Genomic DNA, 25889 nt, shown 5'->3' with positions numbered 1-25889 from the left:
GTTCTAGGTTTTCACCGCTTCGGCCTTCACCGGGCGCATGAGAAGGGCGGTGATGGCTTCGTCCACGCTGATTTCGCCTTCGATAACGGCGGCGACGGCTTCGCTGATCGGCATCTCGATGCCGCGCGCGCGGGCAAGGCGGCGCAGGACCGGGGCGGTGGCGACGCCTTCAGTGACGGCGTTGCGGGCGGCGAGGATATCCCCCAGCGCCTCGCCCTTGCCCAGCGCCAGGCCGAGGGACATGTTGCGGCTGGTTTCCGACGAGCAGGTGAGCACGAGATCGCCGAGCCCGGAGAGGCCGGTAAGGGTTTCAGCCTCGGCGCCCAGGGCGAGGGCAAGGCGTGTCATCTCCGCATAGCCGCGCGCAATGAGGGCGGCATGGGCCGAGCGGCCGAGGCCTTTGCCAAGGGCAATGCCGCAAGCGATGGCCAGGACGTTTTTCACCGCGCCGCCAATCTCCGCCCCGAGAAGATCTGTCCCCAGATAGGGGCGGAAGGTGGGTGTGGAGATGGCCTGGATCAGCTCTGTGCCCAGCGCCGCGTCTTCCATGGCGAGAGTGACGGCGGTGGGCAGGCCGCGCGCAACATCGATGGCAAAGCTGGGGCCGGACATCACGGCGGGAACAGCCTCGGGCAGTTCATCTTTGAGAACCTGCGTCATGAATTCGCCGGTGGCGAGTTCGATGCCCTTGGAGCAGAGGACGACGGGCGTGCCGGGGCGCAGGCTGGCGCGGAGGGCGCGGAGCGTTGTTCGGGTATGCTGGGCCGGGGCGACGGCGAAAATGGCGTCGGCGGGGCCGAGGTCTTCCAGCTTGTTGGTGGCGCGGATTTCCGGTTTCAGGGGCACGCCCTTGAGGAAGAGGGTGTTTTCGCGCGCGGTGTTGATGGCGGCGGCGACCTCAGGCTCCAGCGCCCAGAGATGGACCGTCTGGCCTTCGCGGGCCAGCATCTGCGCAATGGCCGTGCCCCAGGCGCCTGCGCCGATGACCCCGAATGTCTTGAAATGCTGTGTCATGGGCCGGTTTTGGCCGAAGCCGGGGCGGGGGGCAAGCGGGGAGGGCGGTTGGGTTTTCTTGCGGCCAGCGGCCGAGCCCTCACCTCCCACGCTCTTCGAGCGCGGGCCCCTCCTCTCCCAGAGGGAGAGGGGTTCGGCGTTGTGCTTGCGGCCAGGTCCTAACCCCTCTCCCTCCGGGAGAGGAGGGGCCCATTGCGCAGCAATGGGAGGTGAGGGGCGACGCTATCAGACGAAGACGAACGTTCCTTTTTCGCCGTCTGTGGTGATGGACACCTTGCGGCCGACGGGGCTGGCGTCCTCGCGCAGCACGGCCAGCGTTGCCGCGTCGGCATTGTTGGCGAGGGCGCGGCGGCCGTCGGCGAGGCGGGCGAAGATGATGCCGCGCTCGGGGCCGTCCTTGCCATGGGTGACAGTGAAGGTTTCCAGCGTGGCTTCGCAGCTTTCGGTCGCGATCTCCACCTGCTCAGATGGCTTGGCGCCTTTTTCGGCGGGGGTGAATTTCGCTGGTTTGGTGGTGGAATAGACGCCGGCGGCTTCCTTGGTCATCCAGCCGCCATTGGCGAGGACGAGACCGGTATTGCCGGGGTTCTTGCGGAGAAGCTGAACCATCTCGGCTATTCCGTGCAGGGAGTAGTTGTTCCCCGGTCCGCCGAAGAAGGGCAGGCCGCCGGTCAGCGTCAGCGGGCGCTTGTCGGTCTTCCAGTCGATCCCCAGAGCGGCCGCGCCGGAGAAGACGGCGCAGGGGAAGCAGGAGTAGAGGTCGAGGTGATGGATGTCCGCAGCCGTCTTGCCGGCCTGCGCGAGCGCGCGGGATACGGCAGTGTCCATGGCCCAGGACCGGTCCAGCGCCGGGCGGACGGAGATGTGATCATCGCCCGCCTCGCCGCCGCCATGCAGGTAAACCCGTTTGGCTTCCGGCACGCCGAGTTCATCCGCCTTCGAGGAGGAGACGATGATTGCTGCGGCGCCCTGGTTGACGGCGTCCTGAGCGATGAACCATTTCAGGAAGGGGTCGGCATACTCATAGTTTTCGCGCGAGGGGGTGGAGAGGAATTCCACCGAATGTTCCTGCGGGAATTGCGACCAGGGGTTTTTCGCGGCGACGGCGGAGAAGGGCTGGAAGAGTTCCGCCATGGCCTTGCGTTGACCGGAACGGCTGCGGCCTTCGCGGGCGGCGATGGCGTTTTCGAACATGCCGTAGAAGTAAGCGGGCGTAACGAGGCCGTGCTTGATCTCGCCGCGTGAGAGCATCATCGGGCCGAGGCCCCGGTCTTCATAGTCGCGCGCGTCGCGGTCCGCCCAGTTGATCTCGACGCCATGCTTGCGGGCGCCCTTGGAGGCGCGGTTGGCCTCGGAGCCGGAGATGAGGACGGCTTCGAACTCGCCCTCATGGATGCGGCGGGCGAACTCGTTGACGAGGGCCTGGGGGCTCTGGCCGCCAACGGTTTCGTAAAGGAGGTAGCCGGGATTGGTGCCGGTTTCGCGGGCGAGGGTGCCGGGCAGGTTTGTGTTGTGGCCGTGGGGGTGGCGGTCGCCGGGGACGGAGTCTTCGAAGATACGCACGACGGCGAGGGCATCAATGGCGGCGGCCATGCCGGAGACGCCGGTGTCGACGATGGCGGCGTTGGAGGCGTCGGCCATCAGGGAGAGCGGCGAAGGGGCGCCCTCTGCGCCCTGCTTGCCATCCCACTGGCTCATTGCCTGGCCCACACCGATCAGGACCGGAAAATCACCTTTTGCCATAGCCCGCGCTCCTCATATTCAAACAGGTCTGGCGCCCCGTTTAACGCGCGGTAAGCGGTCTTGGGAGCCCCGACGCAGGGGAAGGGCAAAAATGCGGTGAACGTCAGGGATTGGCGCGCATGAAGGTGATGATCGCCTCGCTGAAGGCTTCCGGGCGGTGTTCCTGGAGGAAATGGCCGCCGCCACTGATGGTGACATGTTTCTGCCCCTTCGCGCCGGGAACGCGCGTCTGGAAAGCAGCCTCGCCGCCCTTGGTGACGGGATCGTTATCGGCAAAAGCAGTGAGGACGGGCTTCTCGAATTTCTCCAGCACAGCCCAGGCGGCGTCATTCTTTGCGCGCTCCTCGGCGGCGCCGGGGAGGAGCGGCACAAGCGAGGGAAAACGGCGGGCCCCGGCGATGTAGGTCTCATCCGGGAACGGAGCTTCGTAGCCGTCAAGAATCTCGTCATCGGAAATGTCCGAGAGAAGGCCGAAGACATCGCGGATGGAGAAGTCGGGTGCCTCGGCGGCATATTTTACCCAGAAGAGGAAAGCGCCGGGCGCGCCGGAGCGGAAAGCGTCGCCCACATCCTTCGCGCTGGGTACGGGCACCTGCGGATAGAGCATCCCCAGCATCTCGGAGAATTGCGGGGCGACCTGTCTGGAATCCGGCAGGCCGGTATTGGCAACGACAAGGCGGGCGAACCGGTCTGGATGCATGCCCGTAAGCCGCAGGCCGAGCAGGCCGCCCCAATCCTGGCACACCAGCGTCATGTCTTTCAGGTCCAGCGCTAGCATCCACTGCTCCAGCCAGCCGACATGGCCGGAATAGGAATAGTCTTCGATCGCGCCCGGCTTGTCGGACTTGCCGAAGCCGATCAGATCCGGCGCCAGCACGCGGTATCCCGCAGCCGTCAGCAGGGGGATCATCTTGCGGTAGAGATAGCTCCAGGAAGGCTGGCCATGCAGGCAGAGGATGATCGCGCCCTCCTTTGGGCCTTCATCAAGGTAATGCATCCGCAGCGGCGTGCCATCAGCGGCCTTCACCTCCAGATAATGCGGCGCGAAGGCATAGCCGGCGAGGTTCTCAAACCGGGCATCCGGTGTGCGCAAGACTTTCATTCTGTTCCCTCCCAGGCTGGTCAAAGCATATATTGGCATGACTCGTGCCATTACTTTTTGCGCTTCGCAATAGCAATTTGAAAAGTCCTGCAAAGATGTCTCAGGGCGAGCGAGGAATTTTCATTTGACGCTGGCCAAGCCGGTTCATAGGCCAGCCGGGCGGCCTCACGCAGGCCTGCGCGGGGTTTGACCATGAGCGACCTTTCTGCGGACGGCGCGCTGATTGCCGCCAATATTGAAACCGTGAAGCAGCGGATGGCGGCGGCCTGCGCGCGGGTGGGCCGGGCGCCGGAGAGCGTGACGCTGCTGCCGGTAACGAAAACCGTACCGGCAGAACGGCTGCGGGCGGCCTATGCGGCGGGGGGCCTGCGCCGGTGCGGCGAGAACAAGGTGCAGGAAGCCAGGGAGAAAGCCGAGGCGCTGGCGGATCTAGGGCTGAGCTGGTCCGTGATCGGGCACTTGCAGACCAACAAGGCAAAATATGTGGCGCGCTTTGCCGATGCCTTCCATGCGCTCGACAGCCTGAAACTGGCCGAGGCGCTGGAGCGGCGGCTGGAGGTTGAGGGGCGGACGCTGGACGTGTTCATTCAGGTGAACACATCGGGCGAGGAAAGCAAATTCGGACTGGAGCCATCTGCGGCGCCAGCCTTTGCGCGGGCGCTGGCACCCTTCGAGCGGCTGAAGGTCCGTGGGCTGATGACGCTGGCGATCTTCTCGGCGGAGGAGGCTGCCGTGCGCGCCTGTTTCCGGCGGCTGCGCGCAGTGCAGGCAGAGATACGGGATGGCGTGCCAGACGCGCAGGTGGACGAGTTGTCGATGGGTATGTCGGGCGATTTCGAATGGGCCATTGAAGAAGGTGCAACGCTGGTGCGCGTCGGCCAGGCGATCTTCGGGCCGCGCCCCTTGCCGGATGAACATTACTGGCCGGGCCTGGGCGGCAAACGTGAAAAGGAGACGCCATGAGCGTCATTTCGATCCAGAGCCAGGTGGTATTCGGCCATGTGGGCAACAGCGCGGCGATCCATCCGATGATGGCGAACGGCGTGGACGTCTATGCTGTGCCCACCACGCTGCTCTCCAACACGCCGCATTATCCGACCCTGCGCGGGAAAATCCTGGCGCCGGATTTTGTGGCCGGCCTGCTGACCGGCATCGAGGAGCGCGGACTGGTGGCGGCCTCGCGCCTCATGGTGACGGGCTATCTCGGCTCTGTGGGCAATGGTGAGGTGGTGCGCGATTTTGTGAAGCGCGCGAAGGCGGCCAACCCTCAGCTGACCTACATTTGTGACCCGGTGATCGGGGATAGTGACCTTGGTGTATTCGTGGCCGCCGGCCTGCCGGAATTCTTCCGGGCGGAGCTGGCGCCGCTGGCCGACATCCTGACGCCGAACGCGTTCGAGTTTGGCCTGCTGGCCGGGCTGGCAGACCATGGCACGGAAGCGGTGGCGGCTGCGCTGAAACAGGGCCTGCCACCGGGCCTGCCGCGGCGGCTGGCCGTGACCGGGGCGATCCCGGAGGCAGCGCCCGGCTTCATCGATACGATGATTGGTGACGGGGGTGCCGTCTGGCGCATCCGCACACCGAAGGTGGATGTGCGCCCCAATGGCACCGGCGACCTCTTCACCGGCGCGCTGACAGCGGCGCTGGATGGGGGGATGACCCTGGTAGAGGCCGCCGAGCAGGCGGTGGGAACCGTGTTTGCGGTCCTCTCGGCCATGGCGCCCGGAGTGCCGGCAGAAATGCCGCTGGCGGCTGAAGTGGCGGCGCTGCGCTGGCAGGGGCGTCCCTTTAAGGCAGAGCTGCTCTGACGGGCCGCGCCTGAAGGCGGCTTCCGCTCCGCGCCGCCGGGCGCTAGGATTTTGCCATGCCTGACCAGAGTTTTGCCTCCCTGCCGCGCCTGAATGTGCCGCTGAATGCCCTCCGGGCGTTTGAAGCGGCGGCGCGGCTTTTATCGATCAAGGACGCGGCGAGCGAGCTGAATGTGACGCCATCGGCGGTCTCCCACCAGCTCAAAGCGCTGGAAGAGGCGCTCGGCGTGGATCTGATGCGCCGGGTGGGATCGCGGCTGGAGCTGACGCCCGCTGGGGCGCGGCTGGCCCCGCCACTGACCGAAGGCTTTGCCCGGATCGGCGCGGCCGTGGCCGATGTAACAGAGGAGCGGCGCAAGGGGCCGCTGCGGCTCACCATGCTGCCGACCTTTGCCGTGCATTGGCTTTCGCCCCGGCTGGCGCAGTATCCGTTCGAGAAAGCGGGGTTTGAGCTCTTGATCTCCACCAGCCAGGAGGTGGTGGACCTGTCTGCAGGCGCGGCCGATGTGGCGGTGCGTCATGGCGCGGGCAAATGGCATGGTCTGAGGGCGGATCGTCTGTTCCCGGAAACGGTAACGTTGCTGGCGGCGCCGTCACTGCTGCGCGGGCGGGCCCCGCGTGAGGTGGTGGCGGCCTCAAACCTGTTCCTGTCACAATACCGGCCACGCAACTGGGCAGACTGGAATGCCGGCCTGCCGGGCGGGCCTGTATCTCCCGGCGCGGTGACGATGGTGGACTCCACCAGCCTTGCCCTGCGCGCAGCCGCCGACGGGGCGGGCCTGACGCTGGCGGGCTGGGAGATTGCCGAGGCAGATGTGAAGGCCGGGCGCTTGGCACCGGTATTCGATCACCGGATCGAGGCGGGCGGGGCTTACTGGCTGGTGTATCCAGAGGCGCTGGCGACCGACCGGCGCGTGCGCAATTTGCGCAGCTGGCTACTGGACCAGTTGGAGGCGCCGGGCCGCTAGTGCTGGAATAGCAACGCGGCGGCGGCAAGGCAGAGGACGAGACCGGTTACCCCTTCAATGCTGGCGCGCACGCCGGGGCGGGCCAGGAGCGCGCTGGCCCGGCCGGCGGCGCTGGCGATCAGGCCAAAGAAGATCAGGCCGAAGACGCAGTGGATCAGCGCAAGGCCCGCCCCGAAGGCGATCAGCCCGGCGGGGCCGAAATGATCGCGCGGCAGGAATTGCGGCATGAGGCCGGCATAGAAGAGGCCCGCTTTTGGATTGAGCAGATTGGTCGTCAGCCCCCTGATGAACCAGTTGGGCTTGCGCACGGCCTCGGCGCTGACCTTGGGCGCGGCCGGTTGCTTCCGCCATATCTGCGCCGCAGACCAGAGCATCTGCCCGCCCAGCCAGAGCACATAGAGTGCCCCCGCGATCCGCAATGCCTGATAGGTAAGCGGTGAGATGGCGGCCAGCGACCCAACCCCGGCGGCCGCCGCAATGCCCCAGATGAAAACGCCGAGCGTGATGCCCGCGCCCGCGATCATGCCCCGGCGCGGGCCTTCCACCATCGCGGTGCGCAGGACGAGCGCGGTATCAAGGCCAGGCGTCAGCGTCACCAGCAGCGCGGCGACCGAGAAGGAGAGGATGGCGGTGATCGGATCCATGCGGCGCCCCGGAGAGGATGGCTGGCTTTAGTCGGGTGCGGGCGGAATTACCAGCCGCCGCTGCGCGCCCAGTCTTCCAGCATGGGCAGGCGGTCCCACCCCCAGAAGGGTTCGTCATCGATCATGAAGAAGGGCGAGCCAAAGATGCCGCGCGCAACGGCGGCGTCTCCCAGGGCGCGGGCGCGCTCCTTGATGGCGGGGGCTTCCAGGCCCGCCCGCAGGGCAGCAGGGTCAAGGCCGAGGGCCAGGGCAAGGCCCGCGACGGCCTCCGGATCGCTGGTGTCGAGCGTGCCGGAATAGTAACGGCGAAACACGTCGCGGGCGAAGGAGGCTTCCTGGCCGGGATGGTTTGCCTCGATCCAGTAGAAGGCGCGGGTGGCGGGCAGGGCGATCTTTGGGTGATCCGGCGGCGGAGCGAAAGGCACGCCCAGGCGGCGGGCAGCGCGGGCCCAGTCATGCCGGGCATAATCGCCTTTCACCGGCGTGGAGGAAAGCCCGCGCATACCGGTGACCTTGAAGGCCGTGCCCAGCATATAGGGCCGCCAGAGAATGGTCCGGCCCAGGCGGGCGCCGAGGGCGTCAATCTCCAGCGCGGCGAAATAGGCGTAGCCAGAGGAAAAATCGAACCAGAATTCGATGGGGGATTTGTCTGTCATCTGAGGGTCATCCAAGACCATGGGCCAGGATGACCGGGCCGGCGGCGCCCGCCAGCCTGTCCTGCGCAATCTGCTTATATTCCGGCGAGTCTGCCCAGGCGCGGAACCTTGCTTCATCGGCAAAGGAAAGAAGGATCACCTTGTCATAAGGCCACTCGCCTTCTTCCCGTGCGGGGGCTTCGTCCGCGGCGAGGAGGTGGCCGCCATGGGCGGTGAGCACCGGCATGAACGCTTCCACATAGCGCTGATAGCGGGCGCGATCCTCAATCTTCAACTGGGCGATCACATAGACGGGCATGGCGTGGCTCCTTCCTCTGGCGCTACGGCATTTCGGCGCCATAGAAGGCTTCGCCGCGCACCTGTTTCCCCTTCTCGAATACCATGAGTTCGGCCGCCCGCACCTGCCGGGCGCTGGTGCGGGAGTGGTAATGAACGAGCAGGCTCTGGGTTTCCAGGTCTACCTGCAGCGATAGCGGCGTGAAGTGCAGGGCTCCGGCTCGTTTGAGTGCGCCCTGCCAATAGGCCTTCAGCGCCGCTTTGCCCTGGATGACCGGGTTGCCGGTGACAGCGGCGGCGACCGGGCTGATGAACACACCATCCTCCGCCCACGGCGCAATCACGGCGTCCACATCATGCGCGTTCCAGTCCCTGATCCAGGCTTCGGCATGGGCGATGAGATCGGCGCGGGAGAGTGTCGTCATGGAAACGCAATTCCTGTCTGCTGGTGCGCAGACATTCGCCCGCCGCCGCAGATGCTGGCGAGTGAAGAAATCTCAAGCCTTGTTGAGAGCAAGGGGCAGCAAAGCTCAGCTCACGCGCGATGCAGGATTTTTCAGTTTTCACGGGCAGGCAACCGGGAGAGGCAGGGACCATCCGCTTCCAGCCCCAAGGCGCAAGACCCATGACCGACGATACCCTTCCGCTTCCTGCCGCCGCCGAGCGGCGTGTGCGCGAGAGCTTTGCCCGGCAGGGGCTGATGGCGCATTTGGGCGCAGAGATGACACAGGTGTCGCGCGGGCGGGTGGTGATCGTGCTGCCCTTCCGCGAGGAACTCACCCAGCAGCACGGCTTTTTCCATGCCGGGGGCACTTCGGCGATCGCCGATTCTGCGGGCGGCTATGCCGGCTTCACCCTCTTCCCTGAGGGCAGCTCCGTGCTGACCGTGGAGTTCAAGATCAACCTCATCGCCCCGGCGGAGGGCGACCGGCTGGAAGCGGTGGGCACCGTCGTCAAATCCGGGCGGACGCTGACCGTGTGCACGCTGGAAGTCTTCGCCTGCAAAGGGGAGGCCCGCAAGCTCGTCGCTATCGGCCAGCAGACCCTGATCTGCCTGGAGGGGAAACCGGACCGCTGAGCCACCCTTGCCCCACGCGCCACTGAAGCGAGGGCTTGATCTGGAACCGGTTCCGGATCAAATACGCCTCGCGCGCGGGTGTAGCTCAATGGTAGAGCAGCAGCTTCCCAAGCTGACGACGAGGGTTCGATTCCCTTCACCCGCTCCAGACGCTTACACCGGAAACCTGGCCTTCCCCGCCTCAGAACCTCGCCCGCAGCGTGATGCCATAAGTGCGCGGGTCAGCCGGCTGGCCGACATAGAGGCCGGAATTGCCTGGCTGAGCCGCCAGCAGTTCGAAATAGTCTTCGTCCAGCAGGTTGCGGCCCCAGAGATAGACATCCCAGCCATTGGCCGCCCGGAAGCCGATCCGCCCGGCGAGCGTGGTATAGCCATCGACGGTGAGGTAGCGAGACTCGGTCGGGCTGGAGGAGAAGTCCGAGCGGAAGAAGGCGTCGAGCGCGGCGAAGTAATTTCCCTCACGCCCCAGCAGCGCGCTGTTGCCGAAGGTGTATTCGCCGCCGAGTGATCCAGACCATTCAGAAATGCCGGGCAGACGTGTGCCGGAGATATCCACGACCTGCGGGCCGCCGGTATCCTCCAGCGCAGGAGGCGCGTCCGGGAAGGACACATATTTGCCGTCCGTCCAGGCCAGCGCAGCATAGGTGACGAAATTGTCCGTCCACTGCGTGCGGCCATCAAATTCAACGCCCCGCACCCGGACCTTTTCGGCATTGGCGAGATACCCCCGCAGAACCCCGATCTGGGCGTTGACAACGCCGACCTGATAATCCCGGATCTCGGTTTCATAGGCGGTGAGGTTTGCGGTAAAGCCATCCCTGGGTTCGGATTTCAGGCCCACTTCGATATGGCGCACATCTTCGGGTTTCACCGTCGCCAGTTCGATGGCCGGATTACCGGCCGCATCATTGGGAATGCCGCTGAGGTTGAGGCCAACAGGTTTGAACGCAGTCGCATAGGTCGCATAAAGGTTGAGCGCCGGGCTGACTTCATATGCGGCTGTGATCTGGCCCGAGACATTGGTATCGTCAGCGTCCGCCGAATAGGTCAGCGGCGCCAGAACGGAGCGTTGCAGGGCAATCAGCGCCGGATTGGTCGTCTGGAGACCGCCATAGACCTGCGCGTCATAGTCGACACTCTTTTCGTCATAGTTGAGGCGAAGGCCGGGCAGCAGGCGAAGCCTGTCGGTCACCCGCCATTCCAACTGGCCAAACAGCGCCGCGCTGGTATTCTTCGACTGAATGTCCGAGCTCTGACCATATCCGTCGAGCAGGCCGGGCGTGTCCCACCCTGCGGAAGACGGGTTGAGCAGCCAGCGCGCCGCCGCGCTGCCCTGCTCCTGGTTTCCTGTGGAGTCGATCTCTTGGGCAAAGTAGAACGCCCCGACGACAAATCCCAGCCGCTCATTCAGGTCGCCGGCATAGCGCAACTCCTGTGTCCATTGCGTCTGCTCTGAGGGGTTGGCCGAAACGGTGGTGATCGGCAGGCCGAGGAAATCCCTGTCATTCGAAGGCCCCCAGTTCCAGAGACGCCACGCCGTGATCGAGGTCAGCGTGCCCGGGCCGATATCCCAGTTCGCGGTCATCGAGACCCCACCAATATCCTGGTTGGACTGGTGATAGGTGTCGGCATCCGTCAGCCGGTCAAACGCATTGAAGCTCGGCGGGGCGTAGCCGAAATAGTCCGCCAGCGCCTGATATTGGCGATTGGCCGGGCGCAACGTCGGCGCAACGCCCACCGGAACCAGCGCATAGCCATTGGGGCGCTGGCGGGTATGGTCGCCCGCCAGGATGATTTCGAGGCTGTCGGTAACATTGAACAGCAACTGGCCGCGTACGCCCAGATTATTCAGATCGTTGATATAGTCATTCTCGCGCACATTATAGAGCGTGCCGTCACGCTGTGTTCCCGAGAAGGAAATCCGCCCGGCGATCTTGTCCGTGATCGGACCGGATATTGCGCCCTTGGCCTGTGTATAACCAAGATTTCCGTAAGTCAGCTCCACTTCCGTTTCCGGTGTGAAGGAGGGCTTCTTCGTGGTGATGTTGATGGCGCCGGCGGTGGTGTTCTTCCCGAAAAGGGTGCCCTGCGGGCCGCGCAGCACTTCGATCTGGGACACGTCGATGAAGTCCAGCGTCGTGGAGGCGGGCCGCGCGTAGAAAACACCGTCCACATACATGCCGACGCCGGCATCAAGCCCGTCATTTGTCAGGCCATAGGGCGCCCCGAGGCCGCGGATATTGATCGAGGTGTTGCGCGGATTGGTCGAATAGAATTGCAGCGTCGGCACGATTTCCCGCAGGCGGCCCACATTGAAGGCACCGCTCTCGGCAATGAAATCTTCAGTCAGTACCGAGACGGGAATCGGCACATCCTGAAGGTCTTCGCTGACGCGCCGGGCCGTAACGGTGATGGTTTCGCGGCGAAGCTCGGGGTCTGCGGGCCCGGTTTCGGCAGGGGTGGTTTCCTGCGCGAAGGCCGTAGGGGCAAGCGCTGCCACAGCAACGGCGAGGATGAAGCGGGATTTCAGGGCCATGTTCGGTCTCCAGTCGTGTGGAAAAGGGCGCAGGCGTCACCGGTCATCTGAGCGAACAGTCATTACACTATCAACCCTACCAAATTAATAGACTAATCAGGTAGCCTAAACATTGCCTCCCGTCCTCAGCACGCCTAAAGAGGCCCGGACAGGACGGCGGATGATGATTTCTCAAAAGGCCAAATACGCGCTCCGGGCGCTGCTCGCATTGGCGGAAGCCGAAGAAGGCGCCCCGGTTTTCATCGCTGACATTGCCGAAAGCCAGGCAATTCCGCGCAAGTTCCTGGAGCAGATTCTGCTGGAATTGAAGCATAGCGGCATCGTGGTAAGCCGCCGGGGCAAGATGGGCGGCTATCTGCTGCTGCGCCGGCCCGAAGCGATCACGTTCGGAGAAGTGTTGCGCATCGTGGAAGGGCCCCTGGCGCCCTTGCCCTGTCTTTCCAAGATGGCCTACCGGCGCTGCGATGACTGTACCGATGAGAAGGCTTGCCGCATCCGGCGCGTGTTCGCGGATGTGGCCGAAGCAACCCGGAAGGTGCTCGACAGCACCACGATCGCCGACGCCATCGCTTCGGACAAGACAGGCCAGGTGCGCCAGTCCATCGCCGGATGAGCGCTCAATCTGAGATTATATCCCTGTTATAAAAAGACTTTTCCGTGTGTTTTGCGCTCTGCGCAGGGCTGGATTTGGTCGTGTGCGCCCGCTCTGGGGTGCAGGCTGGCTTAATCTGCTGCCTCAGCGTAAAAGGCGCGCCATGAACGGATTTCTTCTTGTTGCCCTCGGCGGCGCCCTCGGCGCGAGCCTGCGCCACGGCGTGGGAATGATGGCTGTGCGCCATCTGCCGCTCGGCTGGCCATGGGGCACGGCATTTGTGAACATCCTCGGCAGCCTGGCGATGGGCCTGCTGGCCGGCTGGCTGGCCCTGAAGGCGGAAGGCGTTGGGCAGGAAACCCGCCTCTTCCTCGCCACGGGCCTGCTCGGCGGCTTCACCACGTTTTCCGCATTCTCACTCGAGATCGCCAACATGCTGCGCTCAGGCGAAACGCTCAAGGCGGGGCTTTATGTCCTGCTTTCCGTTTCGCTCGGTGTGTCGGCTCTCTTAATCGGCCTCTGGATGGCCCGCAGGATATTCGCATGAGCGGACAGATCATTACTGAAACCGTGTCGGAAAAGGAAACCGGCGCGCGGCTTGACCGCTGGCTGAAGCGCCGCATGAACGTCACCCAGGGCCAGGTGGAGAAACTGCTCCGTACCGGGCAGATCCGCGTCAATGGCGGCCGGGCGAAGGCCAATACCCGCCTTGAGACGGCTGACGAAGTCCGCTTCCCGATCTTTGCTTCGGAAGATGCCGGCGCCCGCAAGGCGGCGACTGCGCGCAGGATTTCCGAAGAAGACCGCGAATTCCTCCGCTCCATCATCATCTATGAGGATGATGACATGCTGGCCATCAACAAGCCGGCCGGGCTTGCTGTTCAGGGCGGCTCGGGCCAGGGGCGCCATGTTGACGGTCTGCTGGCGGGTATGGAAGAAGACGGCCACCGGCCCGTGCTGGTCCACCGGCTGGACAAGGATACCTCCGGCGTCCTGCTGCTGGCCAAACATCCCGCCGCTGCCGCGCGGCTCACCGAACTCTTCCGTGGGCGGGAGATGGACAAGGTCTATTGGGCCGTGACCGTTGGCGTGCCCAGCCCCCAGGCCGGGCAGATCCGCTGCTGGATGGTCAAAGGCGTGCCCGACATCAACGAGCCGTCGGGCTATCGCCCGGTGGACCCTTACGCCACGCGCCGCCGTGATGGTGACCGTGAACGGATGATCCGCTCCGCGCAGGGCGTTGAGGGCGCCAAGCATTCGATTACCGATTATGCCGTCGTTTCCACAGCAGGCCCCAAGGCCGCCTGGGTGGCGCTGCGCCCGGAAACAGGCCGGATGCACCAGCTGCGTTTCCACATGCTGGAAATGAACACGTCCATTCTGGGTGACCATAAATACAAGTCGCGCCGCGAAGTGCCCCAGGGCCTCGCCGAGGGGCTGCACCTGCATGCCCGCGCGCTGATCATCCCACGTGAGCATGGCAAGCCGATCAAGATCATCGCGCCGCTGCCCCCACACATGAAAGAGACCTTCGAAACACTCGGCTTCCTGGAACAGGAAGCCGGCAAGGACCCGCTCGCCCCCTTCATCTGATATGCTCCTGACACTGCGTTTCTGGATCAATGTGGCTATCGGCGCCGGGCTCAGCGGCTCGGTGTTCGTGATCTACATGTTCTTCTCGCGCGGCATGTGCCGGGCGGCGCTGGAATTTGCCTCGGCCTGCACGCTGGAAAGCCGCTGGCAGGCTTTTCTGCTGAATTGGGAATCGGCGCTGTTTTTCCTTCCCATTGCGCTCTGCGTCGGTGCCATTGTGGGCATGCGGGTGGCAGGGCGAAAAGGCAGGGAGACGAAGACGTGAAACTGACAGAGCTGCGCCTCGCCATATGGGACGTGGATGGAACACTGGTGGACAGCCGCGACGTGATCCAGGCCTGTATGGAAACCGCCTTCCGCGGCGCAAGTCTTCCGCCGCCGGACTATGACGCCACCCGCCGCATTGTTGGCCTTAGCCTCACCGAAGCCCTCTCAACGCTCGCCCCGCCCGATATCGGCGCAGACCGGCTGGCGGCGCTGGTAGAAGCCTACAAACAATCCTTCGTCCTCCACCGTACCGCGCCCGGCCATCATGAGCCGCTCTATGCCGGCGCGCTGGAGCTGCTGGACCAGTTGAAATCCGAAGGCTGGCTGATGGCAGTGGCCACGGGCAAATCCCATCGCGGGGTGGAGGCTCTGTTTGAAAAGCACAAGCTGCGCCATTTCTTCGATACAGTCTGGTGCGCCGATGACGGCCCCGGCAAGCCGCATCCCTTCATGGTGGAGCAGGCCATGGCCGCGCTGGGCTGCGCCCCGCAGGAAAGCCTGATGATCGGCGACGCCATCCACGACATGGCCATGGGCAAGGCCGCCGGCGTGCGCGCTCTGGGGGTCAGCTGGGGCTTCGGCAAGGCGGAGGAACTCACCGCCGCCGGGGCTGACGAGGTCCATCACGAGTTCACCACGCTGACGGAAAGCCTCAGAATGTTCGCTTTCGCCTGAGGCGGCGAGAATCAGTCAGGCCTGGCAGGGCTGCGGGCACTCCCACCGTGCCCGATGACGCGGTTCCCGGCCCGATCACCGGCTCCTGGCCCACCTGCTGCGGGAACGTCAGATCCGCCCTTGCAGCCGCAACTTCATCTGGGCGCGCCCGGCAGGATTTTTACAGATTGTTAGGAACATCTGGCGCAATCGGCGCGTTAAACGGGAAATGTTCTCCCAAGAGTGTGCCGTGCTGGGCCAAGCGCAATCGATAGAACCATGAAAACCCTTATGATAGAGCTGGGAATTGCCGGGGCGGCGCTGTTCGCTCTCGGCGCGTTCGTGGCAACCCGGCCGCAGGCCGCCGAAGCCGTCCAGGCGTCGACGCTGACACAGTTTACCAAGTCCGATTTCGCCGCGTTCGATCGCAACTTCGAGCTGGACGGGGCCACCTGCAAGGTGGGCCTGAGGCGCGACCGGCTCTGTTTCGGGCGTTCCCCGGTCGAGGATATTCTGGCGCCGGGCATGACCCTGCCGCCGGAAGTGCCGATGGTGGGGGCCGAATTCCGCGTGATCGTGGTGACCGAGCTGAAAGCGGAAAGCCTGCGCACCATCCGCTTTGGCCGGTCGCTGGCGTTGGTCGATCCGGCCACCCGGCATGTGCAGGATGTGATGGCCCTCTCCGCGCCCACCTTCGAAAAGGCCCGCCCCGCTGCGGTCTACCCTACCGCGCCCTAGCGCCGGGCTTGGAAGCGGGCGCTGTTCGTCGTAAGGGCAGGCATGACCGGCACACCTTCTTCCCCTGATCGCCCCAAACGCTTTTACAAGGACGTCACCGTCGAGCCCGCCGAGGGCGGCGGTTGGCAGATCCTGCTGGATGGCCGCAGCATCAAGACGCCGGCCCGCGCCCTGCTGCGCCTGCCCACCGAAGCGCTGGCCGAGGAACTCGCCGAGGAATGGGCCGAGCAGAAGACCTATATCGACCTGCTGCACATGCACCTCACCCGGCTGGCCAATGTCGCCCTCGACCGCGTGCCGGAGCTGCGCGAGGAAATGGCCGAAGAGGTGGCGCGCTATTGCGAGACCGATCTGCTCTGCCACATGGCTGAGGAGCCCTTCGAACTCGCCGCGCTGCAGGAAGCCCGCTGGTCGCCGGTGCGAGACTGGGCAGCGGAAAATCTCGGTGTCATCCTGATCACCACCGAGGGCATCATAGCCGCGCCCCAGCCCGGCGCCTCGCTGCAGGCAGCGCGGGACTATGCCCTCAGCCTCGATGATTTCCGGCTGACGGCGCTGGTCTATGGCTGCGGCCTCTATGGCTCGGCGCTGCTGGCGATGGCGCTGACAGAGGGCGCGCTCACCGCCGAGTCCGCCTTCCATCTCTCGCGCATCGATGAAGAATGGCAGATGCAGCGCTGGGGCGAGGACGAAGAAGCCCGCGCCGCCGCCGACGCCAAGGAAATCGAATCCGACGCCCTCGGCCGCTGGCTGGAGAGCCTGCAGGACTGATCGGCCCTGGCGAAAGCGGGCCATTTCCTGACAGCCAGATGAACCGGGGTGAAACCGGGAATGAACGCGCGCTTCAGGGCCGGTTTGGCGGGGGTGTGGTTTTCTGTTCCCATGATGAAGCCCATCAGAACTCTAGGAGCCGCCGTCGTTGCGCTTGCTGCGCCGGCGCTCTTCGCCCTCCCGGCAGCCGCAGACGGCCCGCGCGGGACGATTGCAAAGGTCGAGACGCCGCTGCTCGGCGCGCAGGTGACCCTCAGCGCAAGCGCCGGCCACCGGGATGATTTCCGCAGCCCGCGCTATAATGGCCGCAACGAATGGGGCCAGACCGACCGGCAGGTGGCTGACCTCCGCAGCGATGCCGTTCAGGCCTGCCGCTCGGCGATCCGTACGGAAGGCCGCCGCGCCGGTTTCCGTGAGGTGGACTTCGACAAGGACCAGTGGGCCCGCCAGCTCGGCCCCCGGAATTTCTTCGTCACTTTCCAGGAGGTCGAGTTTGAAACCGGCCGGCGCGATATAGAGGCCCGGGTTGATTGCGAGGTGCGCAATGGCCGCGTCACCACGGTTTCGGGCATCCCCGACAACCGCGATTACCGCAAGGGACCGCCTCCCGGCCGCCGCTGATAACGCAACGTAACCCTTAATCACCGGAAAGCGCCCCAGGCCTGGAGCCCTGGGGCGCATAGCTTTGTTGACCCTGCGCGAGCTTGCCAAGCCTCACGGAGTGGCTATTCAGTCACGCGGAAGCATCAAAAATCTGACGGATTGAAGGAGCAGCGCGGCATGCAGGATCTCATCGAGGCTCTCGAGCAGAAACGGGCAGATGCCCGCATCGGTGGCGGCCAGGCCCGCATCGACAGCCAGCATGCCAAGGGCAAGCTGACCGCGCGTGAGCGCATCCACGTCCTCCTCGATGAGGGCAGCTTTGAAGAATACGACATGTTCGTCGAGCATCGCTGCGCCGATTTCGGCATGGAAGAGCAGAAGATTCCCGGCGATGGCGTCGTCACCGGCCATGGCACGATCAATGGCCGCCTCGTCTATGTGTTCTCCAAGGACTTCACCGTGTTCGGCGGTTCGCTCTCCCGCGCCCATGCCGAGAAGATCGTCAAGGTGCAGCAGATGGGCGTCAAGAATGGCGCGCCGGTGATCGGCATCTTCGATGCGGGCGGCGCGCGTATTCAGGAAGGCGTTGATTCGCTGGCCGGCTATGCCGACATCTTCATGGAGAACGTGCTCTCCTCCGGCGTCATCCCGCAGATTTCCGTCATCATGGGCCCCTGCGCCGGCGGCGACGTGTATTCCCCCGCGCTGACCGACTTCATCTTCATGGTGAAGGACACCTCCTACATGTATGTGACGGGTCCGGACGTTGTGAAGACCGTCACCAATGAGGAAGTCACCCACGAGACCCTCGGCGGCGCCTCCGTTCATGCCAAGAAATCCGGCGTGGTCGATGGCGCGTTCGAGAACGACATCGAGGCGCTGGTCCAGATCCGCCGCCTGATCGATTATCTGCCTGCCTCAAACCGCGACAAGCCGCCGGTGCGCCCGGTGCATGACAGCTTCGACCGGCAGGAAATGAGCCTTGATACGCTCGTGCCGCCCAATCCGAACACGCCCTATGACATGAAAGAGCTGATCACCAAGGTGGTGGACGAGGGCGACTTCTTCGAGATTTCGCCCCAGTTTGGCGGCAACATCATCTGCGGCTTTGGCCGCATCGAAGGCTCCACCGTCGGCGTGGTGGCCAACCAGCCGATGACGCTGGCCGGCGTTCTGGACATTGACGCTTCCCGCAAGGCCGCCCGCTTTGTGCGCTTCTGCGACTGTTTCAATATTCCGCTGGTGACGTTCGTGGACGTGCCGGGCTTCATGCCGGGCACCAAGCAAGAATATGGCGGCCTCATCAAGCACGGCGCCAAGCTCTTGTTTGCCTATGCCGAAGCCACCGTGCCGAAGGTCACCGTCATTACACGGAAAGCCTATGGCGGCGCTTATGACGTGATGAGCTCCAAACACCTGCGCGGCGACGTGAACTATGCCTGGCCGACGGCCGAAATCGCCGTGATGGGCGCCAAGGGCGCGGTGGAGATCATCTTCCGCAAGGAAGCCGGCGACCCGGAAAAGCTCGCCGCGCGCACCAAGGAATACGAAACCAACTTCGCCAACCCTTATGTGGCCGCGAAGCGGGGCTATATCGACGACATCATCATGCCCCACAACACCCGCAAGCGCGTAGCCAACTCCCTCCGCACGCTGAAGAACAAGTCCCTCAGCAATCCGTGGAAGAAGCACGATAATATTCCGCTGTAAGGGCGGCTTTGTCTGAGCTTCTACGGTCTGCCGTCACCCCGGAAAGTGCGAAGCGCTTGTCCGGGGGCCAGACTTTTCCGATTGCGAAGCGGCTGATCGCAAGCGGGTAGCCCCCTCCGTCCCTTCGGGACACCTCCCCCGCTTCGCAAGGGAGGATGATGTAGCGCCTGGACGAACCCTCAATCCTCCCCTGCGAAGCGGGGGAGGTGGCTGGACGCGAAGCGGCCAGACGGAGGGGGGCTGCTTTGTTGAGAGCGATGAGTGGTGGGTTTCGCTGCGCTCTACCCACCCTACTGGTTGTCCCCCGCGTCTTCCCACCCCCGCCCCGATATGCCACCAATGCCTCTAAACAGGCCGCGCCCGTCTGGTGCAGCGGCGGCAGAGAGGAAGTTTCAGATGATGAACCGGTTTGCGGGCACGGCGCTGGCGGCGCTGTTTGTGGTGGGCGCGTGCGCGCATGAGGCAAAGGCCCCGGCCATCGCAGAGGCGGCGCCCGTCCCGGTGACGGAGACCTTCTCCGTCCGCCTGTTTGGCCAGACCCTCGGCCAACTCGTCGCCATCACCGAAGGCAACACCGTCAAGGTCGATTACGAATACCGCAACAATGGCCGGGGCCCCACGCTGGCCGAAACGATCACGCTCAGCGAAGACGGCCTCCCCATCGGCTGGACCATCGACGGGGCAACCACCTTCGGCAACGAAATCCACGAAACCTTCGCGCTGACAGATGGCGTTGCCAGCTGGACCGACACGACCGGGTCTGCCTCCGCCGCGCAGACAGAACCGGCCATCTACATTCCGCAGAACGCTTCGCCCTACACCCTCGCCATCTATGCCAAGGCGCTTCTGGCCGATGACGACAGGACACTGCCGGCCTGGCCGGCGGGCACCCTGTCGATGAGCCCGCAGGACACGCTGCAGATCGAGGGCGAAGGCGGACCTGTGGCGGCCACCGCCTATGCCCTCGTCGGCGATGATGTGGACCCCACCTATTTCCTCACGGATGAAAAGGGCGGGCTGTTCGCGATGATCTCGCCGCGATTTGTGGTCGTGCGGCAGGGCTATGAAGAGGCCGATGATCAGCTCAAGGAGCTTGCCACGCGCCTTTCGACAGAGCGGCTGGAAGACACCCAGGCGGCGACGGCTCACAAATTCGATGCGCCGCTGGCGATCACCAATGTCCGCGTCTTTGATCCTGGGACCAAGGCGATGTCTGCGCCGTCCACGGTGTTTGTCGAAAATGGCGTGATCGCATCGGTCACAGTGGGGGCTGCCGTTACGTCCGGCGCCTATGTGGTGGATGGGCAGGGCGGCTCGCTCATCCCGGGGCTTGCCGAAATGCACGGCCATATGGGCCAGGACGGCGCGCTGAAGAATATCGCCGCCGGCGTCACGCTGGTGCGCGACATGGGCAATGACAACCCGGTGCTCAGTGAGCTGATTGCCAAAATCGAGGCGGGCACGCTCGCCGGGCCGCGCGTCGTCCGCTCCGGTTTCATTGAGGGCAAGAGCCCGTTCAACTCCAATAACGGCATCCTCGTCACCAGCGAGGAAGAAGCCCTCGCCGCCGTCGACTGGTATGCCGATGCAGGCGATTTCTGGCAGATCAAGATCTACAATTCGATGAACCCCGCCTGGGTGCCCGCCGTCGTCGCGCGTGCCAAGGAACGCGGCCTGCGCGTCAGCGGCCATGTGCCCGCCTTCACCAATGCCGATGCGATGCTGGAAGCAGGCTATGACGAGATGACCCATATCAACCAGCTGATGCTGGGCTGGGTGCTCGCGCCGGAGGAAGACACCCGGACCCTGCTGCGCCTCACCGCGCTTCAGCGCCTGCCGAAGGTGGACCTCGACGGCCCGGCCGCCTCCCGCACGCTGGACCTGATGGCCGAGAACGGCGTGGCCATCGATCCGACCTATGCCATCCATGAGGCGCTGCTTCTCTCCCGCAATGGCGAGGTGCAGGCCGGCATGGCGGACTATGTGGACCATATGCCGATTGCCGTGCAGCGCGCGGCAAGGGCGGCCTGGTCTGCTATCGGCAGCCCGGAGGAAGACGCGGCCTATCGCGGCGCCTTCGGCCAGATCACCGGCACCATCCAGCGGATGAAGGATCGCGGCGTGTTCATCGTGTTCGGCACCGACCTCGGCGGCGCGCTGACGCTGCACCGGGAGCTGGAACTCTACCAGAATGTCGGCTTCACCCCGGCGGAAATCCTCGCCCGCGCCACGCTGGAAGCGGCTGACTATATGGGGCTCAGCGCAGAGCTCGGCTCCATCGAGCCGGGCAAGCAGGCAGACTTCTTCCTCGTGCCGGGCAATCCGGTGGAAGATCTGAAGGCCATCAAGACCATCCGCCTCGTTTCGAAGGGCGACACGGTCTATTTCCCCAGCGAGATCTATCCCTATTTCGGCATCCGGCCTTTCACTGAAATTCCTGCAGTGACGGCGCCCGCATCGCGCGATTAGGCTGGCGGCAATCATGGAAAATCGCGGACCCTGAAGAGGGGCCGCAAGCGGGAGGAGGCGCGGCGATGGCCGAAGATGCATGGCGGATGTATTTTGCGGAGATGGGCGGCCTGCCTGCCTCCATCGTGTTCAATGACGGCATTGCCAAACGCCTCGGCGATCTGCCGCTGACGCATTCGATGAAAATCCGCATCCCGCTGAAATCGCCGCGCGGGGACGGCATGACGACCCGCGAGGAATCCGGGCCCGTCAACCAACTTGATGAAGCCTTCGACAAGATCATCACCGCGCATGGCGGGGAATATCTTGGACGGGTAACCAATAATGGCGCGCGCTGGGTTCTGGCGCTGATCCCGGCAGGCCCGCGCGAGCTGGAAGCGGCGCTGAATGCGGTCGCCGCTGCGGCAGGTTACGCGCCGGAAATCCATGTCGAGCCGGACCCGGAGAAGTCCGTCTACTGGCAGGATCTTTACCCCACCGAGGACGACCGCCAGGTGATGGTCGACATGGAGGTGCAGGGCGCGCTGCAGCAGCAGGGCGATGACCCGGCCAAGCCGCGCGAAATCGGCCACTGGATTTATTTCCGGGAAGAGGCCGCCGCACAGGGATTCGCACACTGGGCCCGGGACACCGGTTACCGCGTTGATTCGATTGCGCCCGCGCCGGACGCCGGGCCGCTCTGGCTCGTCCGGATGGCCCATCACGGCACATTGCAGCTCAACGACGTATCTGGTCATTCTTTGACCATCGCCCGGCGCGCGCGGGAGGGCGGGGGCCAGTATGACGGATGGGAATCTCCGGTCACTGTGTAGTAGATACTACAGGATCACCCTTCTCCACCCATAACGGGTGCTGCTGCATGTTTGTACCCGGAATAGTGGCGCCTGATTACAATCAATGCAGAAGCTAACAATTATTCGCGAAAATATTGCGCCCAAGAAACAACTCTAGCATTTCATCCCAAACGTGCTTCCGGTATGTAACCGCACGATGGATTTGGGTCGGAATCAGAAACAGCCTTCGCGGGGCAACCTCCTCGACCAGATCGGGGACAAGAAGCGCGTTCTGCGTTTCTGGCAGACGGCAGCGATCGGCAATTCAGACGATCGCCTGGAATACATGCAGTTCGGCGGCGATCATCTGCGTCCGCTGATCTTCCTCACCTCGATCGAATACCCCACCAGCCCGCCCTGGGGCTTCTGTATTGATGCGGCCAATTCCGGTTTCGGGGTCTTCAGTATCCGCCGTCCGGGCTTCGGCGCGTCAAATCCTGTCGCGAGTATCGATCAGCAGGCGGCCATTATCGAGGCCTTCTTTGAAGAGGCTGGCCTTGAGAACATCGTTCTCGTGTCGGTCGGCTCGGCCAATCCCGTGGGCGCGCGCCTGGCGCTGAAATCCCGCCGGGTAACGTTCAGCGTGTTCGCCAATTGCGTCTTCAACCGGGATGTCATGGGCGAATTCCGGCCGGCCTGGTTTGGCCGCCTCCTGTCGCAGACCACCGAAAGCGGGGCGGGCGCCCGCATCTCGCTGGGCGCCATCCGGCAGGCGGGCAAACAGTTCGGCAGCCAGTGGTTCTATCAGACCTGCTTCCAGAAAAGCCCCGGCGATGTCGCCTATGTGAAAACCTATCCGCGGGAGATGGCCGAAGCCTGGGAAATTGCCAGCGCCATCACCCCGGAAACCTGGCAACAGGAATTGCAGCCCTCCTTGAAGGGAGACCCCTTCCTGCGGGATGGCCTGTTTTCCTCCGTGCCGGCATTGGCCATCTCCGGCATGGAAACGACCGACAGCTGGAAGCGGGGCTTTGAAAGCGAGGCGGCGCGCCTGGGTGTTCCGGTCTCGTATCTGACCAGCGGAGACATCCTGGTGCCGTATCAGTCGGGCACGGAGCTTCTGACGCTGCTCAAGGCGAAGGTTGCCGCCTGAAGGCGATTTGGCCACAAGTGTTAGCAGGATATTAGCGCCGCCCTGTGGCGCTCCGGACACAGCTGTTTGAGCTTACGCCTCCAAGGCCTTGAGAACATGGCAAGTCAGTCCTGAAAAATTTGTCCGTTAACAAACATTACGTTTTAGCGAGGTGGGCGCAGGATTAGAACCTTGTTAAGCCTCCGGCCAGACCCTCATCGCGGGCTGAATAATGGAAACTTTCGCAGGCGAGAGGTTCGCGATGAACAGGAAAACTGTGCGCTGGGGCACGGATACGGGCTTCGAGAAGAAGGTAAAAACCTTCGAGGATCGCAATGAACTTTCCGCTCACGGATTGAGGGGAAAGCGGTCGAAGGGCGATCTTGGTTTGAGCCGGGGCATCACCCGCAAGGAAGCGCGCCGCGACGCGGCCGATGCCATTCCCGTTTCCGAGGCGATCACGCAGGATCAATGGAGCGAGCGCGAGCAGCTGATCGCCGAGCGTGCCGAAGAGGTGCGCCGGGGCTTGACCACATGGATGTCCTCCACCGCCGCCAGCGTACGCAACTATATTCAGGATCAGACGCCTTCGGACATTCATCCCGACCAGCTGCGCGAGGCAATCAAGGCAGAGGAGCATGAATTCCGCCACTATGAGGTGGACGATACGGAAGACGCAAAGTCCAGCCATTCTGCCGCGATCATTGAGCTGCAAAGCTTCCGCGAGCGCCATGGAGAGCAGATCGGCCAGCGCACGCCCGACATCAAGAAGAATGTCGAACAGGCCATCGCCATCCTGATGTTCGTGATGCTGGTGGAGGGCGCGTTCAATGCGCTGCTGTTCAAGGATGCCCAGTCTTCCGGGCTTCTCGGCGGGCTGATGATCGCGTTTGGCGTATCGGCCGTGAACGTGCTTTTCGGCGTTGTGGCGGGCTTTTTCGGGTTGCGCTATCTCAACCATCCGGCCCTGCCGGCGAAGATCGCCGGGGGCACAATTGCCGGCATCTGCATCCTGATCGGCATCTTCCTCAATTTCTTCGTGGCGCATTACCGGGACGCGGTGGAACACGCGCTGGCCGCGGCTGAGGCCGCTGGCCGGCTGGCGGAATTCTCCATGTTTGAAATCCCGCCCGGCGCCGTCATGCGGGAGATGTTCCCGAACATCTTCAGCCTCGACAGTTTCGTGGCGCTGGCGCTGCTGATCCTTGGGCTGACGGTTTTCTCCATTGCCGTTTATGAGGGCTATGACCGGATCTCGGACAAATACCCCGGCTATGGCCGCGTCTGGCGCAAGGAACGCAAGGCTTATGAGCGCCGGCAGCAGCTGCGGGAGGATTTGCGAAGTGATCTTTCCGACTATTTTTCCGCCAGCCGATTGTGGTTTGAAACCCAGCTTTCCCGCCATGCCCAGGCCAAGCGCGAGATCGAGAAGGCAATGAATGTCATCGAGGCCCGGCGGGATATTGCCGTGGCCGTGGCCGCAAAGGCGGCCGATCAGGAGCGCGGCCTGAAGGTTGCCTACCGGCAGGCCCACCGGCGCCAGCGAAACCAGCTGCGCGACAAGCTGGGCGAGCAGGCAGCCTGTCCGGCCTATTTCGACGAAATCCTGACGCCGCAACTGCCGCCCTTCGATCTGACTAAGGAGCGCACGCAGGCCAACGCCGCCATCAAGACGATCGAGCAGAACATCATGGCGCTGAACCTGACGCGGGAATGGCTGGAGACGCATATCCAGCATGTGCAGCAGGGGCTGTCTTCGGTCGAGAAGAAGGTGGTCGAGGAGATTGCCAGGGTGCGCGACGCCAAGGGCGGTGACGCCAAGAAAGCCGGCTGAGGAGGCCGCCATGCCAAGACGCAAGGAAAGAGGCCCCTGGTTCTGGCGCGGCGCGATTGCGCTGATGCTGACATCCGTATTCGGACTGTTCGCAGCAGCGGCGATGAACCAGGCCCCGGCGACCGACAGTGAGACCAATTGCCGGATGGACCGGCAGGATCCCTCGCACACCATCGTTCTGGTGGACCAGTCTGACCCCTTCAACTCGACCGACCTTGCCTGGGTGCGCGCCCTGCTGGAGGACGAGGCGCGGGCATTGCCCAAATATGGCCGCCTGACGCTGAGCGTGCCCAATGCGGCCTCCCCTTATGATCCGCTCACGGTCTGGTCCGGCTGCTCGCCGGGCAGCGCGGCGGGCGCCAATCCGATTTTCCAGAACCCACGCATGATCGAGCAGGCCTGGCAGGCGAAGTTCCACAAGCCGCTGATGGCGCGCGCCGATGAGGTGCTGGTGGATACGGTCGCGCCCAGCTCCCCGTTGATGGAGGCGATGTTCACGCTTGGCGACCGTCCGGATTTCCAGGCCGCGGTTCCTGCGCGGCGGCTGATCCTGGTGTCAGACCTGATGCAGCATTCGAAGGATTTCTCGATGTACAAGGCCGGCACCGCCTGGGAAGCCTTCGAAGGCTCGCCCCTGATGGACCTGCGGCCTGGCCTTGAGGGCGTGGCGGTGGCCGCCCGCGTGGTGCCCCGCCAGGAATACGCCCTGCCACTCGGCGAAGTGAAAGCCTTCTGGCAACGCTGGTTCCAGGATACCGGGGCGGAATATGGCTCGGTGACGTGAGGGACATGTTTCCATATGTCTGTATCCGGACTGGCGGCGCCATCCGGGTTTGGGGTGGTTCGGGTGGCCCTCAAGGTGGAGCCTGCGCGGCGGGCGCCGCGGCGCCCGGATAGAAAAGATGTTTGCGGTGTGGGCACCTCGCCC

26 protein-coding genes and 1 tRNA gene are annotated in these 25889 nt (G+C 64.0%); 19 read left to right on the top strand and 8 right to left on the bottom strand.

The window, feature by feature from the left end; genetic code table 11:
* Positions 1-3: 3 nt before the first annotated feature.
* The 3 genes from ACQKI2_RS17195 to ACQKI2_RS17185 all read right to left on the bottom strand — a co-directional run bounded on the left by ACQKI2_RS17195 (position 4) and on the right by ACQKI2_RS17185 (position 3859).
* Positions 4-1014, bottom strand: a complete 1011-nt coding sequence (locus ACQKI2_RS17195; protein WP_427380854.1) for an NAD(P)H-dependent glycerol-3-phosphate dehydrogenase — start codon at positions 1012-1014, stop codon at positions 4-6.
* A gap of 225 nt (positions 1015-1239) precedes the next feature.
* The gene (locus tag ACQKI2_RS17190; protein ID WP_427380853.1) at positions 1240-2757 is read right to left on the bottom strand and encodes an acetyl-CoA acetyltransferase; all 1518 of its coding nucleotides are present in this window, start codon (positions 2755-2757) and stop codon (positions 1240-1242) included.
* A gap of 103 nt (positions 2758-2860) precedes the next feature.
* Positions 2861-3859, bottom strand: a complete 999-nt coding sequence (locus tag ACQKI2_RS17185) for a haloalkane dehalogenase (RefSeq protein ID WP_427380852.1) — start codon at positions 3857-3859, stop codon at positions 2861-2863.
* 192 nt (positions 3860-4051) lie between these two features.
* Between ACQKI2_RS17185 and ACQKI2_RS17180 the strand changes: the two genes are divergently transcribed.
* Genes ACQKI2_RS17180 through ACQKI2_RS17170 form a run of 3 tightly spaced genes read left to right on the top strand, consistent with a single transcriptional unit; the run spans position 4052 to position 6635 of the window.
* The gene (locus ACQKI2_RS17180; protein WP_427380851.1) at positions 4052-4822 is read left to right on the top strand and encodes a YggS family pyridoxal phosphate-dependent enzyme; all 771 of its coding nucleotides are present in this window, start codon (positions 4052-4054) and stop codon (positions 4820-4822) included.
* The gene (gene pdxY, locus ACQKI2_RS17175) at positions 4819-5667 is read left to right on the top strand and encodes a pyridoxal kinase (RefSeq protein WP_427380850.1); all 849 of its coding nucleotides are present in this window, start codon (positions 4819-4821) and stop codon (positions 5665-5667) included. The genes ACQKI2_RS17180 and pdxY overlap by 4 nt, the downstream gene beginning before the upstream one ends.
* A gap of 56 nt (positions 5668-5723) precedes the next feature.
* Complete coding sequence (locus tag ACQKI2_RS17170; protein ID WP_427380849.1) at positions 5724-6635, top strand: LysR substrate-binding domain-containing protein; 912 nt, start codon at positions 5724-5726, stop codon at positions 6633-6635.
* Here the strand turns inward: ACQKI2_RS17170 and ACQKI2_RS17165 are convergent.
* From ACQKI2_RS17165 to ACQKI2_RS17150, 4 genes are read right to left on the bottom strand one after another with little or no spacing between them, the layout of a single operon-like run.
* Positions 6632-7279 (bottom strand): LysE family translocator, encoded by a 648-nt coding sequence (locus ACQKI2_RS17165; protein ID WP_427380848.1) that lies wholly within the window; start codon positions 7277-7279, stop codon positions 6632-6634. The genes ACQKI2_RS17170 and ACQKI2_RS17165 overlap by 4 nt on opposite strands.
* A gap of 47 nt (positions 7280-7326) precedes the next feature.
* Positions 7327-7935 (bottom strand): 2-hydroxychromene-2-carboxylate isomerase, encoded by a 609-nt coding sequence (locus tag ACQKI2_RS17160; RefSeq protein WP_427380847.1) that lies wholly within the window; start codon positions 7933-7935, stop codon positions 7327-7329.
* Positions 7936-7942: 7 nt separating this feature from the next.
* Positions 7943-8233, bottom strand: a complete 291-nt coding sequence (locus ACQKI2_RS17155) for a DUF1330 domain-containing protein (protein ID WP_427380846.1) — start codon at positions 8231-8233, stop codon at positions 7943-7945.
* Positions 8234-8255: 22 nt separating this feature from the next.
* The gene (locus ACQKI2_RS17150) at positions 8256-8636 is read right to left on the bottom strand and encodes a YybH family protein (RefSeq protein ID WP_427380845.1); all 381 of its coding nucleotides are present in this window, start codon (positions 8634-8636) and stop codon (positions 8256-8258) included.
* A 200-nt stretch (positions 8637-8836) separates the two neighbouring features.
* Between ACQKI2_RS17150 and ACQKI2_RS17145 the strand changes: the two genes are divergently transcribed.
* Both ACQKI2_RS17145 and ACQKI2_RS17140 read left to right on the top strand, forming a co-directional pair.
* Positions 8837-9289 carry a PaaI family thioesterase gene (locus ACQKI2_RS17145; protein ID WP_427380844.1) on the top strand — a complete coding sequence of 151 codons (453 nt, stop codon included), beginning with the start codon at positions 8837-8839 and terminating at the stop codon, positions 9287-9289.
* Between the two features lie 74 nt (positions 9290-9363).
* Positions 9364-9437 (top strand) — tRNA-Gly (locus ACQKI2_RS17140).
* Positions 9438-9470: 33 nt separating this feature from the next.
* Here the strand turns inward: ACQKI2_RS17140 and ACQKI2_RS17135 are convergent.
* The gene (locus ACQKI2_RS17135; protein WP_427380843.1) at positions 9471-11825 is read right to left on the bottom strand and encodes a TonB-dependent receptor; all 2355 of its coding nucleotides are present in this window, start codon (positions 11823-11825) and stop codon (positions 9471-9473) included.
* A gap of 163 nt (positions 11826-11988) precedes the next feature.
* Between ACQKI2_RS17135 and ACQKI2_RS17130 the strand changes: the two genes are divergently transcribed.
* The 14 genes from ACQKI2_RS17130 to ACQKI2_RS17065 all read left to right on the top strand — a co-directional run bounded on the left by ACQKI2_RS17130 (position 11989) and on the right by ACQKI2_RS17065 (position 25745).
* Positions 11989-12438, top strand: a complete 450-nt coding sequence (locus ACQKI2_RS17130; protein ID WP_427380871.1) for an RrF2 family transcriptional regulator — start codon at positions 11989-11991, stop codon at positions 12436-12438.
* A gap of 142 nt (positions 12439-12580) precedes the next feature.
* Positions 12581-12964, top strand: coding sequence for a fluoride efflux transporter CrcB (crcB, locus tag ACQKI2_RS17125; RefSeq protein ID WP_427380842.1), 384 nt, complete (start codon positions 12581-12583; stop codon positions 12962-12964).
* Complete coding sequence (locus ACQKI2_RS17120; protein WP_427380841.1) at positions 12961-14010, top strand: RluA family pseudouridine synthase; 1050 nt, start codon at positions 12961-12963, stop codon at positions 14008-14010. Before crcB ends, ACQKI2_RS17120 begins: the two co-directional genes overlap by 4 nt.
* Before the next feature lies 1 nt (position 14011).
* Complete coding sequence (locus ACQKI2_RS17115) at positions 14012-14275, top strand: hypothetical protein (RefSeq protein ID WP_427380840.1); 264 nt, start codon at positions 14012-14014, stop codon at positions 14273-14275.
* Positions 14272-14952, top strand: a complete 681-nt coding sequence (locus ACQKI2_RS17110) for an HAD-IA family hydrolase (RefSeq protein WP_427380839.1) — start codon at positions 14272-14274, stop codon at positions 14950-14952. Before ACQKI2_RS17115 ends, ACQKI2_RS17110 begins: the two co-directional genes overlap by 4 nt.
* Before the next feature lie 258 nt (positions 14953-15210).
* On the top strand, positions 15211-15669 hold the full coding sequence (locus ACQKI2_RS17105; RefSeq protein WP_427380838.1) for a hypothetical protein: 459 nt from the start codon (positions 15211-15213) through the stop codon (positions 15667-15669).
* Between the two features lie 42 nt (positions 15670-15711).
* Complete coding sequence (locus tag ACQKI2_RS17100) at positions 15712-16440, top strand: ATP12 family chaperone protein (protein ID WP_427380837.1); 729 nt, start codon at positions 15712-15714, stop codon at positions 16438-16440.
* Positions 16441-16551: 111 nt separating this feature from the next.
* Positions 16552-17061: a hypothetical protein gene (locus tag ACQKI2_RS17095; protein ID WP_427380836.1), complete on the top strand. Its 510-nt coding sequence runs from the start codon at positions 16552-16554 to the stop codon at positions 17059-17061.
* A gap of 159 nt (positions 17062-17220) precedes the next feature.
* Positions 17221-18753, top strand: coding sequence for an acyl-CoA carboxylase subunit beta (locus tag ACQKI2_RS17090; RefSeq protein WP_427380835.1), 1533 nt, complete (start codon positions 17221-17223; stop codon positions 18751-18753).
* A 396-nt stretch (positions 18754-19149) separates the two neighbouring features.
* Positions 19150-21222 carry an amidohydrolase family protein gene (locus ACQKI2_RS17085; protein ID WP_427380834.1) on the top strand — a complete coding sequence of 691 codons (2073 nt, stop codon included), beginning with the start codon at positions 19150-19152 and terminating at the stop codon, positions 21220-21222.
* Positions 21223-21287: 65 nt separating this feature from the next.
* On the top strand, positions 21288-22034 hold the full coding sequence (locus tag ACQKI2_RS17080) for a DUF695 domain-containing protein (RefSeq protein ID WP_427380833.1): 747 nt from the start codon (positions 21288-21290) through the stop codon (positions 22032-22034).
* A gap of 178 nt (positions 22035-22212) precedes the next feature.
* Entirely contained in the window at positions 22213-23148 is a 936-nt protein-coding gene (locus ACQKI2_RS17075) for an alpha/beta fold hydrolase (RefSeq protein ID WP_427380832.1), read from the top strand.
* A 241-nt stretch (positions 23149-23389) separates the two neighbouring features.
* The gene (locus ACQKI2_RS17070) at positions 23390-24961 is read left to right on the top strand and encodes a hypothetical protein (RefSeq protein WP_427380831.1); all 1572 of its coding nucleotides are present in this window, start codon (positions 23390-23392) and stop codon (positions 24959-24961) included.
* A 10-nt stretch (positions 24962-24971) separates the two neighbouring features.
* Positions 24972-25745, top strand: a complete 774-nt coding sequence (locus ACQKI2_RS17065) for a hypothetical protein (protein WP_427380830.1) — start codon at positions 24972-24974, stop codon at positions 25743-25745.
* Positions 25746-25889 lie beyond the last annotated feature (144 nt).

The sequence above is a fragment of the Hyphomonas sp. NPDC076881 genome (assembly GCF_050269995.1).
Taxonomy (GTDB): Bacteria; Pseudomonadota; Alphaproteobacteria; order Caulobacterales; family Hyphomonadaceae; genus Hyphomonas.
This window is presented reverse-complemented; position numbering and strand designations above follow the sequence as displayed.